The 15,369-nt window shown below is 65.3% G+C and carries 18 protein-coding genes; 8 read left to right on the top strand and 10 right to left on the bottom strand.

Translation table 11 applies throughout. From position 1 onward, the window contains the following. Position 1: 1 nt before the first annotated feature. From secF to QX070_RS16865, 3 genes are read left to right on the top strand one after another with little or no spacing between them, the layout of a single operon-like run. On the top strand, positions 2-1,009 hold the full coding sequence (gene secF, locus QX070_RS16875) for a protein translocase subunit SecF (RefSeq protein WP_315738137.1): 1,008 nt from the start codon (positions 2-4) through the stop codon (positions 1,007-1,009). 50 nt (positions 1,010-1,059) lie between these two features. Continuing rightward, positions 1,060-1,437, top strand: a complete 378-nt coding sequence (locus QX070_RS16870; RefSeq protein WP_315738136.1) for an Mth938-like domain-containing protein — start codon at positions 1,060-1,062, stop codon at positions 1,435-1,437. After that, positions 1,434-2,297, top strand: a complete 864-nt coding sequence (locus QX070_RS16865; protein WP_315738135.1) for a phytoene/squalene synthase family protein — start codon at positions 1,434-1,436, stop codon at positions 2,295-2,297. Before QX070_RS16870 ends, QX070_RS16865 begins: the two co-directional genes overlap by 4 nt. Before the next feature lie 13 nt (positions 2,298-2,310). Here QX070_RS16865 and QX070_RS16860 read toward each other — a convergent pair whose 3' ends face one another. The 5 genes from QX070_RS16860 to QX070_RS16840 all read right to left on the bottom strand — a co-directional run bounded on the left by QX070_RS16860 (position 2,311) and on the right by QX070_RS16840 (position 7,055). Next, on the bottom strand, positions 2,311-3,003 hold the full coding sequence (locus QX070_RS16860) for a TauD/TfdA family dioxygenase (RefSeq protein WP_315738134.1): 693 nt from the start codon (positions 3,001-3,003) through the stop codon (positions 2,311-2,313). 243 nt (positions 3,004-3,246) lie between these two features. Beyond that, on the bottom strand, positions 3,247-4,137 hold the full coding sequence (locus tag QX070_RS16855) for a TauD/TfdA family dioxygenase (RefSeq protein ID WP_315738133.1): 891 nt from the start codon (positions 4,135-4,137) through the stop codon (positions 3,247-3,249). A gap of 67 nt (positions 4,138-4,204) precedes the next feature. Then, entirely contained in the window at positions 4,205-5,305 is a 1,101-nt protein-coding gene (locus tag QX070_RS16850) for a serine/threonine protein kinase (protein WP_315738132.1), read from the bottom strand. 7 nt (positions 5,306-5,312) lie between these two features. Beyond that, on the bottom strand, positions 5,313-6,746 hold the full coding sequence (gene trmFO / locus QX070_RS16845; protein WP_315738131.1) for a methylenetetrahydrofolate--tRNA-(uracil(54)-C(5))-methyltransferase (FADH(2)-oxidizing) TrmFO: 1,434 nt from the start codon (positions 6,744-6,746) through the stop codon (positions 5,313-5,315). A 156-nt stretch (positions 6,747-6,902) separates the two neighbouring features. After that, positions 6,903-7,055, bottom strand: coding sequence for a DUF1127 domain-containing protein (locus QX070_RS16840; RefSeq protein ID WP_006614327.1), 153 nt, complete (start codon positions 7,053-7,055; stop codon positions 6,903-6,905). A 474-nt stretch (positions 7,056-7,529) separates the two neighbouring features. Here QX070_RS16840 and QX070_RS16835 point away from each other — a divergent pair, with 474 nt between their 5' ends. Beyond that, positions 7,530-7,793 (top strand): hypothetical protein, encoded by a 264-nt coding sequence (locus QX070_RS16835; RefSeq protein WP_315738130.1) that lies wholly within the window; start codon positions 7,530-7,532, stop codon positions 7,791-7,793. A 72-nt stretch (positions 7,794-7,865) separates the two neighbouring features. On the opposite strand, the gene QX070_RS16830 is transcribed toward QX070_RS16835, so the two are convergent. Continuing rightward, on the bottom strand, positions 7,866-8,687 hold the full coding sequence (locus tag QX070_RS16830) for a lytic murein transglycosylase (protein WP_315738129.1): 822 nt from the start codon (positions 8,685-8,687) through the stop codon (positions 7,866-7,868). 193 nt (positions 8,688-8,880) lie between these two features. Further along, positions 8,881-9,792 carry a DUF2189 domain-containing protein gene (locus tag QX070_RS16825; protein ID WP_315738128.1) on the bottom strand — a complete coding sequence of 304 codons (912 nt, stop codon included), beginning with the start codon at positions 9,790-9,792 and terminating at the stop codon, positions 8,881-8,883. Between the two features lie 403 nt (positions 9,793-10,195). Between QX070_RS16825 and QX070_RS16820 the strand changes: the two genes are divergently transcribed. Continuing rightward, positions 10,196-10,600, top strand: coding sequence for a DUF3597 domain-containing protein (locus QX070_RS16820; protein ID WP_315738127.1), 405 nt, complete (start codon positions 10,196-10,198; stop codon positions 10,598-10,600). Between the two features lie 88 nt (positions 10,601-10,688). Here QX070_RS16820 and QX070_RS16815 read toward each other — a convergent pair whose 3' ends face one another. From QX070_RS16815 to QX070_RS16805, 3 genes are all read right to left on the bottom strand, one after another. Beyond that, positions 10,689-10,853, bottom strand: coding sequence for a DUF1127 domain-containing protein (locus tag QX070_RS16815; RefSeq protein WP_315738126.1), 165 nt, complete (start codon positions 10,851-10,853; stop codon positions 10,689-10,691). Positions 10,854-10,968: 115 nt separating this feature from the next. Next, positions 10,969-11,241 carry a GNAT family N-acetyltransferase gene (locus tag QX070_RS16810; protein WP_315738125.1) on the bottom strand — a complete coding sequence of 91 codons (273 nt, stop codon included), beginning with the start codon at positions 11,239-11,241 and terminating at the stop codon, positions 10,969-10,971. A 6-nt stretch (positions 11,242-11,247) separates the two neighbouring features. Further along, positions 11,248-11,790: a DUF3828 domain-containing protein gene (locus QX070_RS16805; protein ID WP_315738124.1), complete on the bottom strand. Its 543-nt coding sequence runs from the start codon at positions 11,788-11,790 to the stop codon at positions 11,248-11,250. 255 nt (positions 11,791-12,045) lie between these two features. On the opposite strand from QX070_RS16805, the gene QX070_RS16800 reads away from it, so the two are divergent. The 3 genes from QX070_RS16800 (at position 12,046) to QX070_RS16790 (ending at position 15,357) form a co-directional block, all read left to right on the top strand. Then, positions 12,046-13,647 carry an acyl-CoA synthetase gene (locus QX070_RS16800; RefSeq protein ID WP_315738123.1) on the top strand — a complete coding sequence of 534 codons (1,602 nt, stop codon included), beginning with the start codon at positions 12,046-12,048 and terminating at the stop codon, positions 13,645-13,647. 6 nt (positions 13,648-13,653) lie between these two features. Then, positions 13,654-14,511: a PCC domain-containing protein gene (locus QX070_RS16795; protein WP_315738122.1), complete on the top strand. Its 858-nt coding sequence runs from the start codon at positions 13,654-13,656 to the stop codon at positions 14,509-14,511. Positions 14,512-14,586: 75 nt separating this feature from the next. After that, positions 14,587-15,357 (top strand): AAA family ATPase, encoded by a 771-nt coding sequence (locus tag QX070_RS16790; RefSeq protein ID WP_315738121.1) that lies wholly within the window; start codon positions 14,587-14,589, stop codon positions 15,355-15,357. Positions 15,358-15,369: the final 12 nt, after the last annotated feature.

The raw sequence follows: 15,369 nt of genomic DNA, 5'->3' as shown, positions 1-15,369 counted from the left end.
TGTGACATACTGGGTTCTCATCGGGCTTGGCATCCTGATCGCGGTGCTGACGGTGGTCAGCGCGCTCGGCCTGCTGCCGTCGCTGCGCATCGTTCCCGACGACACGCATTTCGATTTCACGCAGTTCCGCCGCATCAGCTTCCCGATCTCGGCGGCGCTGTCGATCCTCGCGATCGTGCTGTTCTTCACCCATGGCTTGAACCTTGGCATCGATTTCCGCGGCGGCACCTTGCTTGAGGTGCGCGCCAAGTCCGGCACCGCCGACATCGCGGCGATGCGCGCGACGCTGGCGACCCTCGGTCTGGGCGAGGTGCAGCTGCAGCAGTTCGGCGGGCCGGCGGGGGTTCTGATCCGTGTTGCCGAGCAGCCGGGTGGCGACGCCGCCCAGCAGGAGGCGGCCAACAAGGTCAAGGCGGCGATCGGCGATTCCGTCGAGTATCGCCGGGTCGAGGTGGTGGGTCCGCGCGTTTCCGGCGAGTTCCTAGCCGTCGGCATGCTCGGCCTGATGCTCGCGATCGTCTCGATTCTGATCTATCTCTGGTTCCGGTTCGAGTGGCAGTTCGCGCTCGGTGCCATGATCGCCAACGTCCACGACATCGTGCTGACGATCGGCTTCATGTCGATCAGCCAGGTCGATTTCGACCTCACCAGCATCGCGGCGCTGCTGACCATTCTCGGCTATTCGCTCAACGACACCGTCGTCATCTACGACCGTATCCGCGAGATGTTGCGGCGCTATAAGAAGATGCCGATGCCGCAGCTGCTCAACGAATCGATCAACTCGACCTTGTCGCGCTCGATCATCACGCACGTCACGGTGACCCTGGCGCTGCTGGCGCTGCTCTTGTTCGGCGGCCCGGCGATCCACAGCTTCACCGCGGTGATGATGTTCGGCGTGGTGCTGGTCGGCACCTACACCTCGATCTTCATCGCCGCGCCGATCCTGATCTATCTCGGCGTCGGAGCCGTTCGGGGTGATCAGGCCGACGAGCCGAAGAAGAGGCCTTGATCGGGACTTGAGCCGTTGGACCCGAACCGGGGCTGAGAGGTTGGTCTCGCATGGCAACTGACGCTCCGCATTTCCCGCGGTCCGCGCCGATCGACGGCTATGGCAAAGGCGGCTTCGCCTTTGCCGGCATGTCGCATCGCGGCTCGCTGCTGTGCCTGCCGGATTCGATCTGGGCCTGGGACGTCACCCAGCCGAGCCAGATCGACCGCTACGCGTTGCAGCGCGTTTTCGACGCAGCCAACAAGATCGACACACTGATCGTGGGGACCGGAAACGATGTCTGGATCCCGCCGGCACCGCTGCGCGCGGCCTTGCGGGGCGTGAACGTCGTGCTCGATGCGATGCAGACCGGTCCCGCGATTCGCACCTACAACGTCATGATCGGCGAGCGGCGGCGGGTGGCGGCAGCGCTCATCGCCGTCCCATGAGCGAGGCCAGCGCCAACAGCGACGCCGCGTTCTGTGCGAGCCTCGTCCGCGAGCATGATTTCGACCGCTACGCTTCGACGCTGTTCATGGCGCCGGAACTCCGGCGTGCGCTGTTGTCGCTATACGCATTCAACGTCGAGGTGAGCCGTATTCGAGATCTCGTGTCGCAGCCGCTGCCGGGCGAGGTCCGCCTGCAGTGGTGGCACGACACGCTGACGGGGCATGAACATGGCGGCGCGGAGGGAAATCCCGTTGCAGCCGAATTGCTGCTCACCGTGCAGCGCTTCGCGCTTCCGGTCGAGCGGCTGACGCGCCTGATCGATGAGCATCAGTTCGATCTCTACAACGATCCGATGCCGACGATGGCGGCGCTGGACGGCTATCTCGGCGACACGCGCGGCGCGCTGTTCGCGCTGGCGGCACAGATCATTGCGCCGCCGTTTGCGGAGGCGGATCACCTCGCGCACCATGCCGGCATCGCGCAAGGGTTGCTCCAGGTGATCGCATCGCTGCCGCGCGATGCCGCCCACCGGCAGCTCTATGTTCCGCTCGATCTCCTCGCGCGCCATGGCGTCAGCCAGGAGGAGATGTTCGCAGGCAAGGCATCATCGGCGATCCAGGATGTGATCATGGACCTGCGTGGGCAGGCCCGGCAGCATCTCGATCACACCCTCGAGCTGGCGCGTCAGGCGTCGCCGGCGGTGCGGCCGGTTCTGCTGCCGCTGGCGCTGGTCCGGCGCGACCTCGCGCGGGCCGATCGCCGCACCGACGATCCGTTTCAGCCGCAACCCCGCTCGCGCCTTGCGACGTTGTGGACGCTGTGGCGCGCTGCGAGGACGGCGAGTTTTGGCGCGCGCTGACGCTCTCGCGGGCTCAAGCCGAGGGCATCGTATTCCAGAGTGGCGGGCTGTGAAGGAGTCTCGGCATGTCTGGCGGCTCGTGCCGGTGGATCGTGCAGCGGGTGTCCCAGACGACGAGATCACCGGACCGGCAGGTGTGGGCCCAGCTGAACTCGGGCCGCTCGGCAAGCTGCCAGAGATCGTCGAGCAGCGCATCCGATTCGTCCTGCTCGAGACCGACGACACAGGAATAGCGGCGCTGCCCAAGCGCGAGCATCGCTCGGCCCGTATCGGAGTGATTGCCGACCAGCGGATGCACGGGGCCTGCGACGATGGTGCGACGGCCATCATCGGCGGTGTCGCTCGCGACATGACGGACCTTCAGATGAGCGACGCGGCTGCGCAGCGCCGGCGAGAGCGCGTCATAAGCGGCGTAGAGGCTGCAGAACGACAGCCTGCCGCCCAGCAAGCTGCCGGGGGAGGTGTAAAATAGATCCGCGTGACCAAAGCGACGACTGAAGGCCGCGATGTCACACTCACCAAGACGCTGGCCGCGCACGAGCAGGACCTGGTGCTTGAGCAGCGCGCGCATGAACGAGGCGAACGCCCAATCGTCGAAGGATCTGAGATCGACATTGCAGACCTCGGCACCGAGCGTCTTTCCCGTCGGGATGACCTGGATGAGGCTGCTTTCGGCGCTTCGAGCAACGTTGCTTCTGAGACTCACTTGCGTCATCTCCCAAGTTTCACCAGCGCCTGCAAATCAACCATCGTAATTTGTCGGGGGTGTTTCGGCTCGGAGGCAATTCGCGGAAGGATCGCGGCACGATCTGGCGATTGTCGGCACACTCTGCCGCTCTGAGTCGGAAATTGGACGCTTCAAGGCGACGCGTGAGGAAATATCCAGCAACCTGCAACTCATTCGCAGGCATTCTGGCGCTTGATCGTGCGGATGCCGCGCGCAAGCGAATCAGTGCGGGCGATCTGTTCCCTTGATCTGGGTTCGATGCATGATTCGCCGCGCATGATCATCGAACGGATCGCGCCGATGCATGGTGCAGCGATTGTCCCAGATGACGAGGTCGCCGACCTTCCAGACGTGCTCCCAGGCGAATTCCGGACGAGCAACATAGGTCCACAACTCGTCGAGCAATGCTTCCGACTCGGCGAGCCCGAGGCCGACCAGATAGGCGTTGCGCCGGCGGCCGAGATAGAGCGTCTGCCGGCCGGAATCGGGATGCGTGCAGACCAGCGGATGGATCGCGCCCGGCGACGTGCGCGGATCATCGGTCGGCGTCACGCCCTGCCGGACGAAGCCGCCGCTGTTGTAGGTGCCGTCATGCTTGATCTTCAGATCCGCGACGCGGCGCTTCAGTTCAGGAGGAAGCGCGTCGTACACGGCATACATGCTGCAGAACGACGTGTTGCCCCCGACGGGGGGAATTTCCAGCGCGTAGAGCGCGCTCGCGATCGGCGGCGTGTCGAGATATGACATGTCCGTGTGCCACACCGCTTCGCCGGCGCCGAGGCTGCCGATCGCCTCGCCGTTCACCCTCACGTTCGACACGATGTAGATTTCCGGCAGACCGTCGACGAAGCGCCGGCCGTTCTCCTGCACCGGCGCCCAGTCGAGATCGCCGAAGCGGCGGCTGAAGGCGATCAGATCCTGGTCCGTCAGACCCTGGCCGCGCACCAGCAAAACGGAGTGCGTGTGAAAGGCACGGAGCAGGGCGCTGAAGCCCGCGTCGTCCAGATGCTTGAGATCGACATTTCGAATCTCGGCACCCAGTTGCCGGCCGGTCGGGATAATCTCGATGTTCGACGACCGAGACGTTGTGGCCGCGCGGGTCTCGACGTTCATTGCCAGATCCTCCCAAAGGACATTGCATTCGCAGGATACAATGGTCGGACCGCGAAGTCTCGTCCGCTCAGGCCGAAGGCAGTTTCAGGTCCGCCTCGAAATTGAACCGGTCGCGCAGGTTCTTGCGCGAGTCCAGGATGTCCTTGAGGAAAGCGCGATCGCTGTCGCTCGTGAGCATCGGTTCGATCAGGTCGATCTGGTTCATCGCCACCAGCTGCAACAGCTCAGTGCGTGGCCTGCCGCTGGCGTCGCGCGGCAGGGCATGCACGACCTGGATATGCTCCGGCGGCTTCGGGCCCTTGGCTGAAGCAAGCTCGTTTTGCAGCTGAGTTTCAAGCGTCGGCTGCTCGCTCTCGACGAACGCATAGAGCCCGACGCCGGTCCGGCGATCGGCGAAGGCAACGATCGCGGCGTCGCGCACGGCCGGGTTCTTCCGGATCATGTCCATCAGCACCGGCGCATCGTTGACCAGGCGTCGTCCGCCACCCTCGCGGTCGGTGAAATTGAAGATGCCGCGCGTGATGGCGCGATACACCTTTTTGCCGGTCATCAGCCAGATGCGCGCGAACAGCGATTTGCGCGCCAGGATCTTGCGCTCCTTCGGCGTCAGCGCCTCGGGCGCGTAACTCCGCTTATGCTTGAGCAGATGACGCAGGTCCTCATAGGCCGCGATCCGGAACAGCCGGCTGCGGCTCTCGAAGCAGGCGGCCAATTGGAAATCGGTCACGTAGCAATGGCCGTCGTGACCGACGAGCCAGTTCTGCTCCTTGGCGAGATCGTTGTGCGTGATCCCAGCGCGATGCAGCCGGCGCATCATCTGTTTGGCCGAGCGGAAATAGGCGACGTTGCCGTGCGGCTTGGCCAGATGCAGCGCCACGCCATTGATGAAGCCGCGGACCAGCGCGCGATCCCCAGCCCATAGCAGATCAGGGCCGGCGTTGAGCCCCTTGGCGCGCATCAGCGCCTTGCGCTCGCGCGCGAACAAATGCCGCGCCAGCATGAACGACCACCACGGCACCTCGTCGAGCCGGCGCAGCACGGCGTCGACATCGCCGGCCTCGCTCTTGAAGCGGCCGCGCTCGACGGTCGAGAACACGTCGCGCTTGAGCAGCACACCTTCGCACCAGCGCGCCGCCAGCAAGGCAGAATCGGTCTTCGGCAGGCTCATCGTACTCTCACGCAGCGGCCGCGACGGGCAGGTGCTCGGCGATCCAGCGGTCGAGATCGGCCAGCGCGCGGGCGCTCATCGCCTGCTTCTTCGCCACCGTCTTCTCGTTGCCCTTCAGCCGCGTGCCGTCCGGCTTGCGGGTCGGGGCCGTCGCCAGCGGCGGGAACAGGCCGAAATTGATGTTCATGGGCTGGAACGAGCGCGTCGCTCCATCGATCGTTTCGATATGGCCGCCAGTGATGTGGCCGAGCAGGGCACCGAGCGCAGTGGTCGGAGGCGGCGGCAGCAGATTTGCGCCACGTGTCTCCGCGGCGGCGTAGAGGCCGGCGATCAGGCCGATGCTCGCTGACTCCACATAGCCCTCGCATCCTGTCATCTGGCCGGCAAAGCGCAGCCGCGGCTGGGCCCGCAGGCGGAGCTGCGAATCCAGCAGTTTCGGTGAGTTGAGGAAGGTGTTGCGATGCAGGCCGCCGAGCCGCGCGAATTCCGCGTTCTCGAGGCCTGGGATCGTGCGGAAGATCTGCTGCTGCGGGCCGTATTTCAGCTTCGTCTGGAACCCGACCATGTTGTAGAGCGTGCCGAGCTTGTTGTCCTGGCGCAGTTGCACGATCGCGTAGGGCTTGACCGTCGGATTGTGCGGATTGGTCAGGCCGACCGGCTTCATCGGGCCGTGACGGAGCGTCTCGTGGCCGCGTTCGGCCATCACTTCGACCGGCAGGCAGCCGTCGAAATAGGGCGTGTTGGTCTCCCACTCCTTGAAGTCGATCTTCTCGCCCGCGAGCAACGCCGCGACGAAGGCGTCGTACTGCTCTTTCGTCATCGGACAGTTGATGTAGTCGGCACCGGTGCCGCCCGGACCGACCTTGTCGTAACGCGACTGGAACCAAGCGACCGACATGTCGATCGTGTCCTTGTGCACGATGGGCGCGATGGCGTCGAAGAACGCGAGCGCCGTCTCGTCGGTCAGGTCACGGATGGCCTCGGCGAGCGGCTGCGAGGTGAGGGGACCGGTGGCGATGATCACCTTCTCCCACTCCGCGGGCGGCAGGCCCGCGATCTCGCCGCGGCGCAGCGCGATGCGCGGATGGCCTTCCAACGCGCTTGCGACGGCCGCCGAGAAGCCGTCGCGGTCGACGGCCAATGCGCCACCGGCCGGGACCTGGTTGGCGTCAGCGGCCCGCATGATCAGCGAGCCCAGCCGGCGCATCTCAGCATGCAGGAGGCCGACGGCGTTGTTGGCGGCATCGTCGGAGCGGAACGAATTCGAGCAGACCAACTCGGCAGGCGTGGCAGTCCGGTGCGCCTCGGTCATGCGGTCCGGCCGCATCTCGTGCAGCACCACGTCGACGCCGGCCTCGGCCAGCTGCCAGGCGGCTTCGGATCCGGCGAGGCCGGCACCGATCACGTGGACGGTATTCGAAGGTGATTTGGTCCCTGTCATGCGCGGGACAGGTAGCGCTTTTCCCGAGCGCTGCAAATGCGCCAGTGGGGTTCAGCGTGAGAAACCGGGCGCGTGTGTTCCGTTGCGCCAGGGCCCAGACGCGGCAACGCCCGCAGCGAGGCGGGCGATGTCCGGTAGATATCGGAAGAAGGCTGATCAGCCGTTGTAGTGACCGGCAGCAACGCGCGGGATGTCCGAACGATCGAGACCGATGTCGGCGAGCTCGCGATCGCTGAGCTGCGACAGCTCGGCAACGTTGCGCTGATACTCACGGAACGCCTGCACCATGCGGATGAGCGAGAGCAACATGAAAAATCTCCTTTAGTTCACGATTCAGTTCTTCATCGGAACATCATCGTTGAAATGAACATAGAAGAGCTTGTTGCGATGCGGAAGCGTGAATGTTGCGATGCAGCTAAACCCCGGACGCATAGCTTGCATAACCCTTGAGTAAGAATCGGGCAGGCGCCCGGCAGCTCAGCGACCCGCGCAAGGCTCCGTATTCATGCGGATTTTCGATCGCCCGTTCGAATTGCCGGATCGAGCAATGCCGGCTTAAAGGCCGGTCCAGGCACGAAGCCATTGCCCGACATACACCCCACGAAACGCATGGGTTCATATAATGAACATAAATTCATTATGTACGCTGCGCCTCTCAAATCGATGATCGCCATCACGGACCGCTCGCGCGGATTTCACTTCGCGGCATATAACGAAAGGTGCGACAAAGTGTCGCGGTGCTGGGCAATGATGCCGGCGCCGTCGCACCAGCGAGGAAAAACAATGAACAAACTTTTTGGGGCCGCGCTCATCACTGCGGCAATTGTGGCGGTCGGTCCGGCTCAGGCGGCGCGGATGCATGGCGCCGGCTGTAGCGGGGCCAATCTGGAGAAGACCGAGACGGCGATCGAGGCGATGGCCGACGGCGACGCCAGATATACTGCGCAGAAGGAGATTGCGGCAGCGCAGGACGCGCTGCTGAGCGGCAAGATGGGCGCCTGCAGCGTGCACCTGACCAAGGCGATGCAGGCCGGGATGATCAAGTAGCAGGCGCATCTTTCGCATCATCGAACGAACGGCCGGTCGCGATGCCGCGATCGGCCTCATTCCTGACCCGGGCTACGGCGCCCGCGCCAGCTGGGTCGCGAAGGTCGCGACCGTCCGCGCGTAGACCTCGCTCTTGTTCCACTGCTGGATGACCGCAAAATTCGGGCCGCCGGGCTCCCAATCCTTGCCCTTCTGCCAGCCATAGCCCTTCAAATAGTTCGCGGTGGAGGCGAGAACGTCGGGCGCGCTGCGGATCAGATCGCGCCGGCCATTGCCGTCGAAATCGACGGCGTATTTGATCCAGGACGACGGCATGAACTGCGTCTGACCGATCTCGCCGGCCCAGGCGCCGCGCATGTCGGCCGGCTGAAGGTCGCCGCGGTCGACGATCCGCAGCGCATCCAGCAACTCGCCGCGAAACTGCTCGGCGCGGCGGCAGTCATAGGCCAAGGTCGCGAGCGCACGGATGGTCGGAAATTTTCCGACATTGACGCCGAAATCGGTCTCGAGCCCCCAGATCGCGACCAGCACCTCGCCCGGCACGCCGTAGCTCTGCTCGATCCGCGACAGCACCGAGCCGTATTGCTTCAGCATGTTGGAGCCGCGGGTCATGCGCGGCGGGATCATGCGCCCGGAGAATTCCTCGAAGGTCTGGCTGAACACCTTCTGACCGCGGTCGCGGTTCAGCACGCTTTGGTCGGGCGTCACGCCGGTCAGCGCCGCATTGATCGTGTTTTGTGAGATGCCCTTGGCCGCAGCTTCGGTCTTGAACTCGGCGAGCCAGCCGTCGAAATTGCCGCTGCCGCAAGGCACCGCGGCGCGCGCTGGCGCTGACAGGGTGGTGACGGCAGCGAGGCAGGCAAGAGCGGAAACGGCGAGAACGCGAGCAATCATCGAAACACCTGGACGGCAATGGATTCAAAAAGCGTTGCTGGGCGCGCTCCATGTCGGGCGTAACCGCGGCAGCAACAAGGCCTTTCGATCACATTGGCGTCGGATTTCGTGAGCGCTGCAACACGCTGGCGGCTTCTCGAGACGGCCGCCGGCCCGGGAGGCCGGCGGCCGTGACAAACTCGTCGCTGCGTCCTCACATCCCGTCGCGCGAGCGCCATGGGAACAGGTTCGCCGGGAAGTCGGCCGCGGGTTTGGAGCCGCGCGGGGCCGGCGGCACGATCCGGGCTGCGTCGGGATTGATCGCGATGGCTTCGCGGTAGAGATGCCAAGTGGCGTGGCCGAGCACCGGGATCACAACGGCGAGCCCCAGGAAGAACGGAATCGTGCCGGCGACCAGAAGCACCGCGACGATGAGGCCCCAGGCCGCAACCGGAACGGGATTCTTGGCCACCACGCGCAGCGAGGTGACGACTGCTTCGAGCGCGCCGGCGTGTCGGTCGAGCATCAGCGGGAAGGACACGACGCTCAGGCACAGCGCCAGCAGCGCGAACAGGAAGCCGACGCCGCAGCCGACCGCGATCAGCCACCAGCCTTGCGGCGTCGTGAACACCCGCTGCAGGAAATCGCCCGCGCCCGTCGCGCCGCCGTAGCCGAACACTGCGACGTAGATCGCCTGCGCGGTCGCGACCCAGGTGACGAACAGCGCGAGCAGCAGCGTGCCTAGTCCGAGCATCGAGCCGAACGACGGCGACCGCAGCACCTCCAGAGCATCCCAGGCACTGGTGTCCTCGCCGCGGTCCCGGCGGCTGCTGAGCTCATAGAGACCGAGCGCGGCGAATGGGCCGAGCAGGGCGAAGCCCGCCGCCAGTGGAAACAACAGCGGTACCACCGCATAGCCGAACACCGCGCGCGCGATCACCAGGCCGAGAACGGGATAGATCGCACATAGCATCACGGCGTGACTCGGGACGGCCTTGAAATCGTCCCAGCCGAGCCGCAGCGCGCGCATCAGGCTCGACATGTCGATCGTGCGAATCGTCAGCTCAGCCGCGACCTCGTCTGCCGCCCGAACGTGGGAGGCGGCATTGCTGTGGTAGGTGGCCATCGTCGTGTGCTCCCTCAACTTGCGTAGGGCGCTACCCAACCACGCAGGCGGGCTGCGCTTCTCGTTGGAACAAATTCGCGGATGGCCAGACGCGACGAACCTCGGGGCGGCCATTCGCGAACGGAAGTCATCAGGATAGTGGCAAAACAGGCCGCGCCTACTCACGCCTCGGTGAGTGCTGTGAATGTCGCGGTGCATTAGAACGGTGCCCGCGACCGAAGAAGCCGAGCCATCCACGGACAAAGTCATTCCGCCGTCATTCCGCCTTGGGTAAGCTTCACATTCGTCGCCGTGGTCGCCTTGGCAGGCCTCGGCGGGTGGCGGAGCGGCTCTACGGCCGTCTTTGCAACGGAACAACGCCGGCCGAGTTCTTCTTACGATCACCATCCATTGGGAGCCATTGATGAGCATTTTCGGAAAGATCATGGGCGCTATTTTCGGTCATCATGCCGAGGCTGCCCCGGCCGGCGGCAGCACGCCCGCCGCGGGCGGCACCGCGCCGGCAGGCGGCACGGCAGCTCCGACCGGGGGCCCGGCTGCTGCGGCGCAAAACGTCGATGTGGCGGCGATCGTCGACAAGGCCGCGGCTGCCAAACACGAGAAGCTGGAGTGGCGGACCTCGATCGTCGACCTGATGAAGGCGCTCGACATCGATTCGAGCCTCGCCGCGCGCAAGGAGCTTGCCAAGGAGCTCGGCTACAGCGGCGACACCAACGACTCGGCCAGCATGAATGTGTGGCTGCACAAGCAGGTGATGAGCAAGCTCGCCGCCAATGGCGGCAAGCTTCCGCCGGAGATCAAGCACTGAGGCGGTCGGCCCAGTTGTCGAAAAGCGAAAGGCCCGCCATCGCGCGGGCCTTTGTCGTCTTTGATATCGTCCGGTGTATGCAGGCGCCTCAGGCGTGCACCAGGCTGGCGCGCTCCCAGGCCTCGGCGTGCAACTGGTCGCGGTTGAAGCCGATGTCGCGCAGCGTGCGCTCGTCGAGCTGGTCAAGATAAGCGAGCTGGGTGCGGTAGTGGACGTAGCGCTTGAGAACGTCGAAAATGGCAGTGATGAACATGAGCCTCTCCCCATCGGTCTGGTTGCTTGTTCGGCGGGGGATTGCTGGTCCATCCGGGTAGCCATTGCGTTAAAGCACACGGTCCAATCGTCTTGCTCGGTAATTCTACGGAACGTCACGCCATGATGTCCCGGTTCTCCGGGTGGTCACGGAGGTAGTCGGCGACGAAGCTGCAGCCCGCGATCACCTTGCGGCCCTCGGCGCGGATCAACTCCAGTGCGCCCTTGACCAGCTCGGACCCGATGCCCCGGCCGCGCAGGGCCGCCGGGGTCTCCGTGTGGGTGATGACGACCGCCTGCGGCGTCGCTCGGTAGTTTGCAAAAGCGATGCTGCCTTCGACGTCGAGCTCGAAGCGGCTCTGGGCCTTGTTGTCGCGGACGACGGTCATGCTCCTCTACCTTCGTTTCGGTTTGTCGGTCTGCTTGATGAACTCCGCCAGCATTTCGCGGATCGACCAGGGCTTGCCGTCGACGGCGCCGCGGATGTCGTCGATCTTCCATTGGCCGGCATCGCGCACGAAGTCGTAACGGATGACGTTGTCGGCCTGTTCCGTGCGATCGTTGCGATGGCCGGCGATGGTGACGGCGACCGTCGCCTTGTCGGCCTCCTGCTTCTCCGGACTCACCTTGAACGAGGCGACATCCGGATCCTGCGAATTGGTGACGGGATCGAAATCGACCGCGCCGACCTCGCCCTTCGGCGTGCGGGCGTCCATCTTTGCCCATTGGGCGGCCAGCGACTTTGACAGATAGTACGCGCGTGCCGCCTTGTTCTCGATGACGAAGTTGCCGCCATCCTCGCCCTTGCCCTTGGCGACGCGGGTGTAGATCGCGGTCATGATGCCGGTAGGCTCATTGGCGGCGGGGGCCTGCGCGCGAAGCGGGGATACGGCGAGCACGCCAGCGAGGCCGAGAAGCAGGAAACGACGATTGATCATGGGTGTCCTCAAATCAGATTCGGTGCGTGGTGAAACGAAGGAATGCGCGGCCGGCCTCGGGTTTGTCGCACGGCATCTGCATTCGTTCGAATGACACCGTCGCATGGGAGCGATGGGCAGGCCGCGCTTGCGAGGTCGCGCGGGACCGCGATAAACAAGCGGGAAGGTAACGGGTGGCCGAGACCGCCCGAGAATCGATCGAGGGGACGCTGTCATGGGTCTGTTCATTTGCTGCCGGGATGCGAGGGCTCGTCGATGAGTGGCACACAGCTGCGGATGTCGCGGCGGGTGATGAATCTCGCGCATATCGTGACGCAGAACGGCCGCCGGCTCGGCGACCGCGTCGGCTTCGTCTGGGGCGAGAGGTCGTGGACCTGGCGCGAGATCGACGCGATGGTCTCGGCGCTGGCGGCAGCGCTGGCGGAGCAGGGCATCGCCAAGGGCGATCGCATCTTGGTGCATTCCAAGAATTGCGAGGAGATGTTCGTCTCGATGTTTGCCGCGTTCCGGCTCGGCGCGGTCTGGGTGCCCACCAATTTCCGCCTGATGCCGGACGAGGTCGCCTACCTCGCGACCGCCTCGGGCGCGAAGGCGTTTCTCTGCCACGGCGACTTTCCGGAGCACGCTGCCGCAGTGACGACTGCTGACTTTACCTGGCGCATCGGTGAAGGCGGCAGCTTCGGCACGGGGGCCGTGGCCGACGCAATGAAGGCGAACGCCGGCGCAGACGTTGCGAACGCAGCCGTGGAGCACGACGATCCCTGCTGGTTCTTCTTCACCTCGGGCACGACAGGCCGCTCCAAGGCGGCGGTGCTGACGCATGGCCAGATGGCCTTCGTCATCACCAACCATCTCGCCGATCTGACGCCCGGCACCACCGAGCACGACGCATCGCTCGTCGTCGCGCCGCTGTCGCATGGCGCCGGCGTGCACCAGTTGATGCAGAGCGCGCGCGGCGCCAGGACGGTGCTGCTGCCGAGCGAGAAGTTCGACATCACCGAGGCGTTCCGTCTCATTGAGGCGCATCGCATCAGCAACCTGTTCACGGTGCCGACCATCCTGAAGATGATGGTCGAGCATCCCGCCGTCGACCAATTCGATCATTCCTCGCTGCGCCATGTGATCTATGCCGGCGCGCCGATGTATCGCGAGGACCAGAAGCGCGCGCTGGCGCGGCTCGGCAAGGTCATCGTCCAGTATTTCGGCCTCGGCGAGGTCACCGGCAACATCACGGTGCTGCCGGCCGCGGCGCACGAGGAAGAGGATGGACCGGAGGCGCGGATCGGCACCTGCGGCTATGAGCGCACGGGCATGCAGGTCTCGATCCAGGACGATCAGGGGCGCGAGCTGAAGCCGGGCGAGACCGGCGAGATCTGCGTCATCGGTCCGGCCGTGTTCGCGGGCTACTACGACAATCCCGACGCCAATGCCAAGGCGTTTCGCGACGGCTGGTTTCGCACCGGCGATCTCGGCCACATGGACGCGCAGGGCTTCGTCTATATCACCGGCCGCGCGTCGGACATGTACATCTCCGGCGGCTCCAACATCTATCCGCGCGAGGTGGAGGAGAAGATCCTGACCCATCCCGACATCGGCGAGGTCGCCGTGCTCGGCGTGCCTGATCCCGTGTGGGGCGAGGTCGGCGTCGCCGTCTGCGTGGCGCGCGAGGGCGCGGCCGTGCCGAGCGAGAGCGCGATCGCCGGCTATCTCGCGACCAAGCTGCCGCGCTACAAGATGCCGAAGCGGTTCTTCTTCTGGGATGCCTTGCCGAAGTCCGGCTATGGCAAGATCCCCAAGCGTCTCGTGCGCGACGAGCTCGAGGCGCGCGGCTTGCTCGATCTCACCAGGCAGGGCTGAGCACTGATGCGATTCATCAAACAGCCCGGCGCGCCGGTAGCCGACCGCGTCCAGTGGGTCGAGGCGCGCGGCCGCGCCTTCACCTTCACCATGGAGCAGGGGTTGCCGCTGCTGGAAGCGGCCCATCGCGGCTTTGCGCGTGAAGGCTTTGCCGGCGGCGTGCTCGACATCAAAGGTGGTGCGCTCGGACCGTTCGCCTATGTCATGCCGGCGCTGTCGAAGGCGCCGGATCATGCCGCGTTCTACAGCGAGACCTATCGGCCCGCCGGTGTCACCCAGCTCTCGACCGCGACCATGACGCTGGGTGTGCGCGACGGCGCGCCGTTCTTCCATTGTCACGCGCTGTGGACCGAAGAGGGCGGCCGGGCCGGTGGTGGGCACATCCTGCCCGAGGAGACTGTGGTCGCCGAGCCGTTCGAGGTCGAGGCGTTCGGGCTCGATGGCGCGATCTTCACCGCCGCGCCTGATCCGGAGACCGGCTTCAAGCTGTTCGGCCCGGTGGCGGCCGCACCGAGCAGCGCCCCAACGGATCGCCGTGCCTTCGCCCTGCGGCTGCGGCCGAACCAGGATTTTGCCGGCTGTCTGGAGGAGTTCTGCCGCGCGCAAGGCATCAGCAGGGCGCGGATCCGCGGCGGTGTCGGCTCGACCATCGGCGCGCGCTTCGAGAGCGGTGCTGTGGTCGAGCCGTTTGCGACCGAGCTGACCATCGCCTCGGGCGCGATCGCGCCCGGCGCTGTCGGTCTCGAAGCCACGCTCGACGTCGCGCTGGTGGACTACACCGGCGCGTTGGCGCAGGGGCGTCTGGTTCGCGGCGACAACCCGGTGCTGATGACGATGGAGCTGGTGCTGGAGGTCGCGGCGTAGCCCGCGTGGGACGGTAGCCGATCCCGCCGCCTTGTGCGAGATTGCCCGCGATGTCACCGAATTTGTGAAGGCGTCATGGCGAGGAAGCAACGCGAGATCCGGCTGCGCGCCCCCTATCTGAAGCGGCTGTGGCTCGATCCGGCCAAGATCGCCGACCGCGCTGAATATCCGTTCTGCCTGCCGTTCCTGCAGGACGAGTTCGAGCTGAGCTTCACGAGCGCCATCACCATCATCGTCGGCGAGAACGGCACCGGCAAATCGACCCTGCTCGAAGGCATCGCGGCGCTGGCCGGCTATGACGAGGCCGGCGGCGGCAAGGGCTACAGGCCGGTGGATCATGGTCGTGCGATCGAGCGCATGGGGGGCACGCTCGGTGCCGCGTTCCGTGCGAGCTGGCTGCCGAAGATCACGCAGGGCTGGTTCTTCCGCGCCGAGAGCTTCTTCTCGGTGGCGCGCTATCTCGACGAGGCCGCGTTGGACGATCCATTCGGAGGGCCGCCGCCCGACTTCCTGTCGCATTCCCACGGCGAGGGCTTCCTGCGCTTCTTCGAGGAGCGCTGCCAGCGCCAGGGCATCTACATCTTCGACGAGCCGGAATCGGCGCTGTCGCCGGCGCGCCAGATCGAGTTTCTCAAGCTGATGCGGCGGATGGACGAGTCCGGTCATTGCCAGGTGCTGATGGCGACGCATGCGCCGGTGCTGATGGCCTATCCCGGCGCGACCCTGCTGCGCCTGACCAAATACGGTCTCGAGAAGGTCGTTGTGCAGGACACCGATCACTTCAAGGCCCTGCGCGAGTTCTGCGCCGATCCCGACGGCTTCGTGCAGGCGGTGCTTGCGGAGTGAGGGCGGGGCGTG

The organism is Bradyrhizobium sp. SZCCHNR1093 (genome assembly GCF_032381175.1).
GTDB lineage: Bacteria > Pseudomonadota > Alphaproteobacteria > Rhizobiales > Xanthobacteraceae > Bradyrhizobium.
The sequence above is the reverse complement of the archived record's forward strand: the minus strand, read 5'-3'. Positions and strand labels throughout refer to the sequence as shown.

Coding starts and splice junctions, on each gene's coding strand:
- QX070_RS16870 (WP_315738136.1), top strand. CDS start 1,060: ATGGCAACTGACGCTCCGCATTTCCCGCGGTCCGCGCCGATCGACGGC.
- QX070_RS16865 (WP_315738135.1), top strand. CDS start 1,434: ATGAGCGAGGCCAGCGCCAACAGCGACGCCGCGTTCTGTGCGAGCCTC.
- QX070_RS16855 (WP_315738133.1), bottom strand. CDS start 4,137: ATGAACGTCGAGACCCGCGCGGCCACAACGTCTCGGTCGTCGAACATC.
- QX070_RS16850 (WP_315738132.1), bottom strand. CDS start 5,305: ATGAGCCTGCCGAAGACCGATTCTGCCTTGCTGGCGGCGCGCTGGTGC.
- trmFO (WP_315738131.1), bottom strand. CDS start 6,746: ATGACAGGGACCAAATCACCTTCGAATACCGTCCACGTGATCGGTGCC.
- QX070_RS16840 (WP_006614327.1), bottom strand. CDS start 7,055: ATGTTGCTCTCGCTCATCCGCATGGTGCAGGCGTTCCGTGAGTATCAG.
- QX070_RS16835 (WP_315738130.1), top strand. CDS start 7,530: ATGAACAAACTTTTTGGGGCCGCGCTCATCACTGCGGCAATTGTGGCG.
- QX070_RS16830 (WP_315738129.1), bottom strand. CDS start 8,687: ATGATTGCTCGCGTTCTCGCCGTTTCCGCTCTTGCCTGCCTCGCTGCC.
- QX070_RS16825 (WP_315738128.1), bottom strand. CDS start 9,792: ATGGCCACCTACCACAGCAATGCCGCCTCCCACGTTCGGGCGGCAGAC.
- QX070_RS16820 (WP_315738127.1), top strand. CDS start 10,196: ATGAGCATTTTCGGAAAGATCATGGGCGCTATTTTCGGTCATCATGCC.
- QX070_RS16815 (WP_315738126.1), bottom strand. CDS start 10,853: ATGTTCATCACTGCCATTTTCGACGTTCTCAAGCGCTACGTCCACTAC.
- QX070_RS16810 (WP_315738125.1), bottom strand. CDS start 11,241: ATGACCGTCGTCCGCGACAACAAGGCCCAGAGCCGCTTCGAGCTCGAC.
- QX070_RS16805 (WP_315738124.1), bottom strand. CDS start 11,790: ATGATCAATCGTCGTTTCCTGCTTCTCGGCCTCGCTGGCGTGCTCGCC.
- QX070_RS16800 (WP_315738123.1), top strand. CDS start 12,046: ATGAGTGGCACACAGCTGCGGATGTCGCGGCGGGTGATGAATCTCGCG.
- QX070_RS16795 (WP_315738122.1), top strand. CDS start 13,654: ATGCGATTCATCAAACAGCCCGGCGCGCCGGTAGCCGACCGCGTCCAG.
- QX070_RS16790 (WP_315738121.1), top strand. CDS start 14,587: ATGGCGAGGAAGCAACGCGAGATCCGGCTGCGCGCCCCCTATCTGAAG.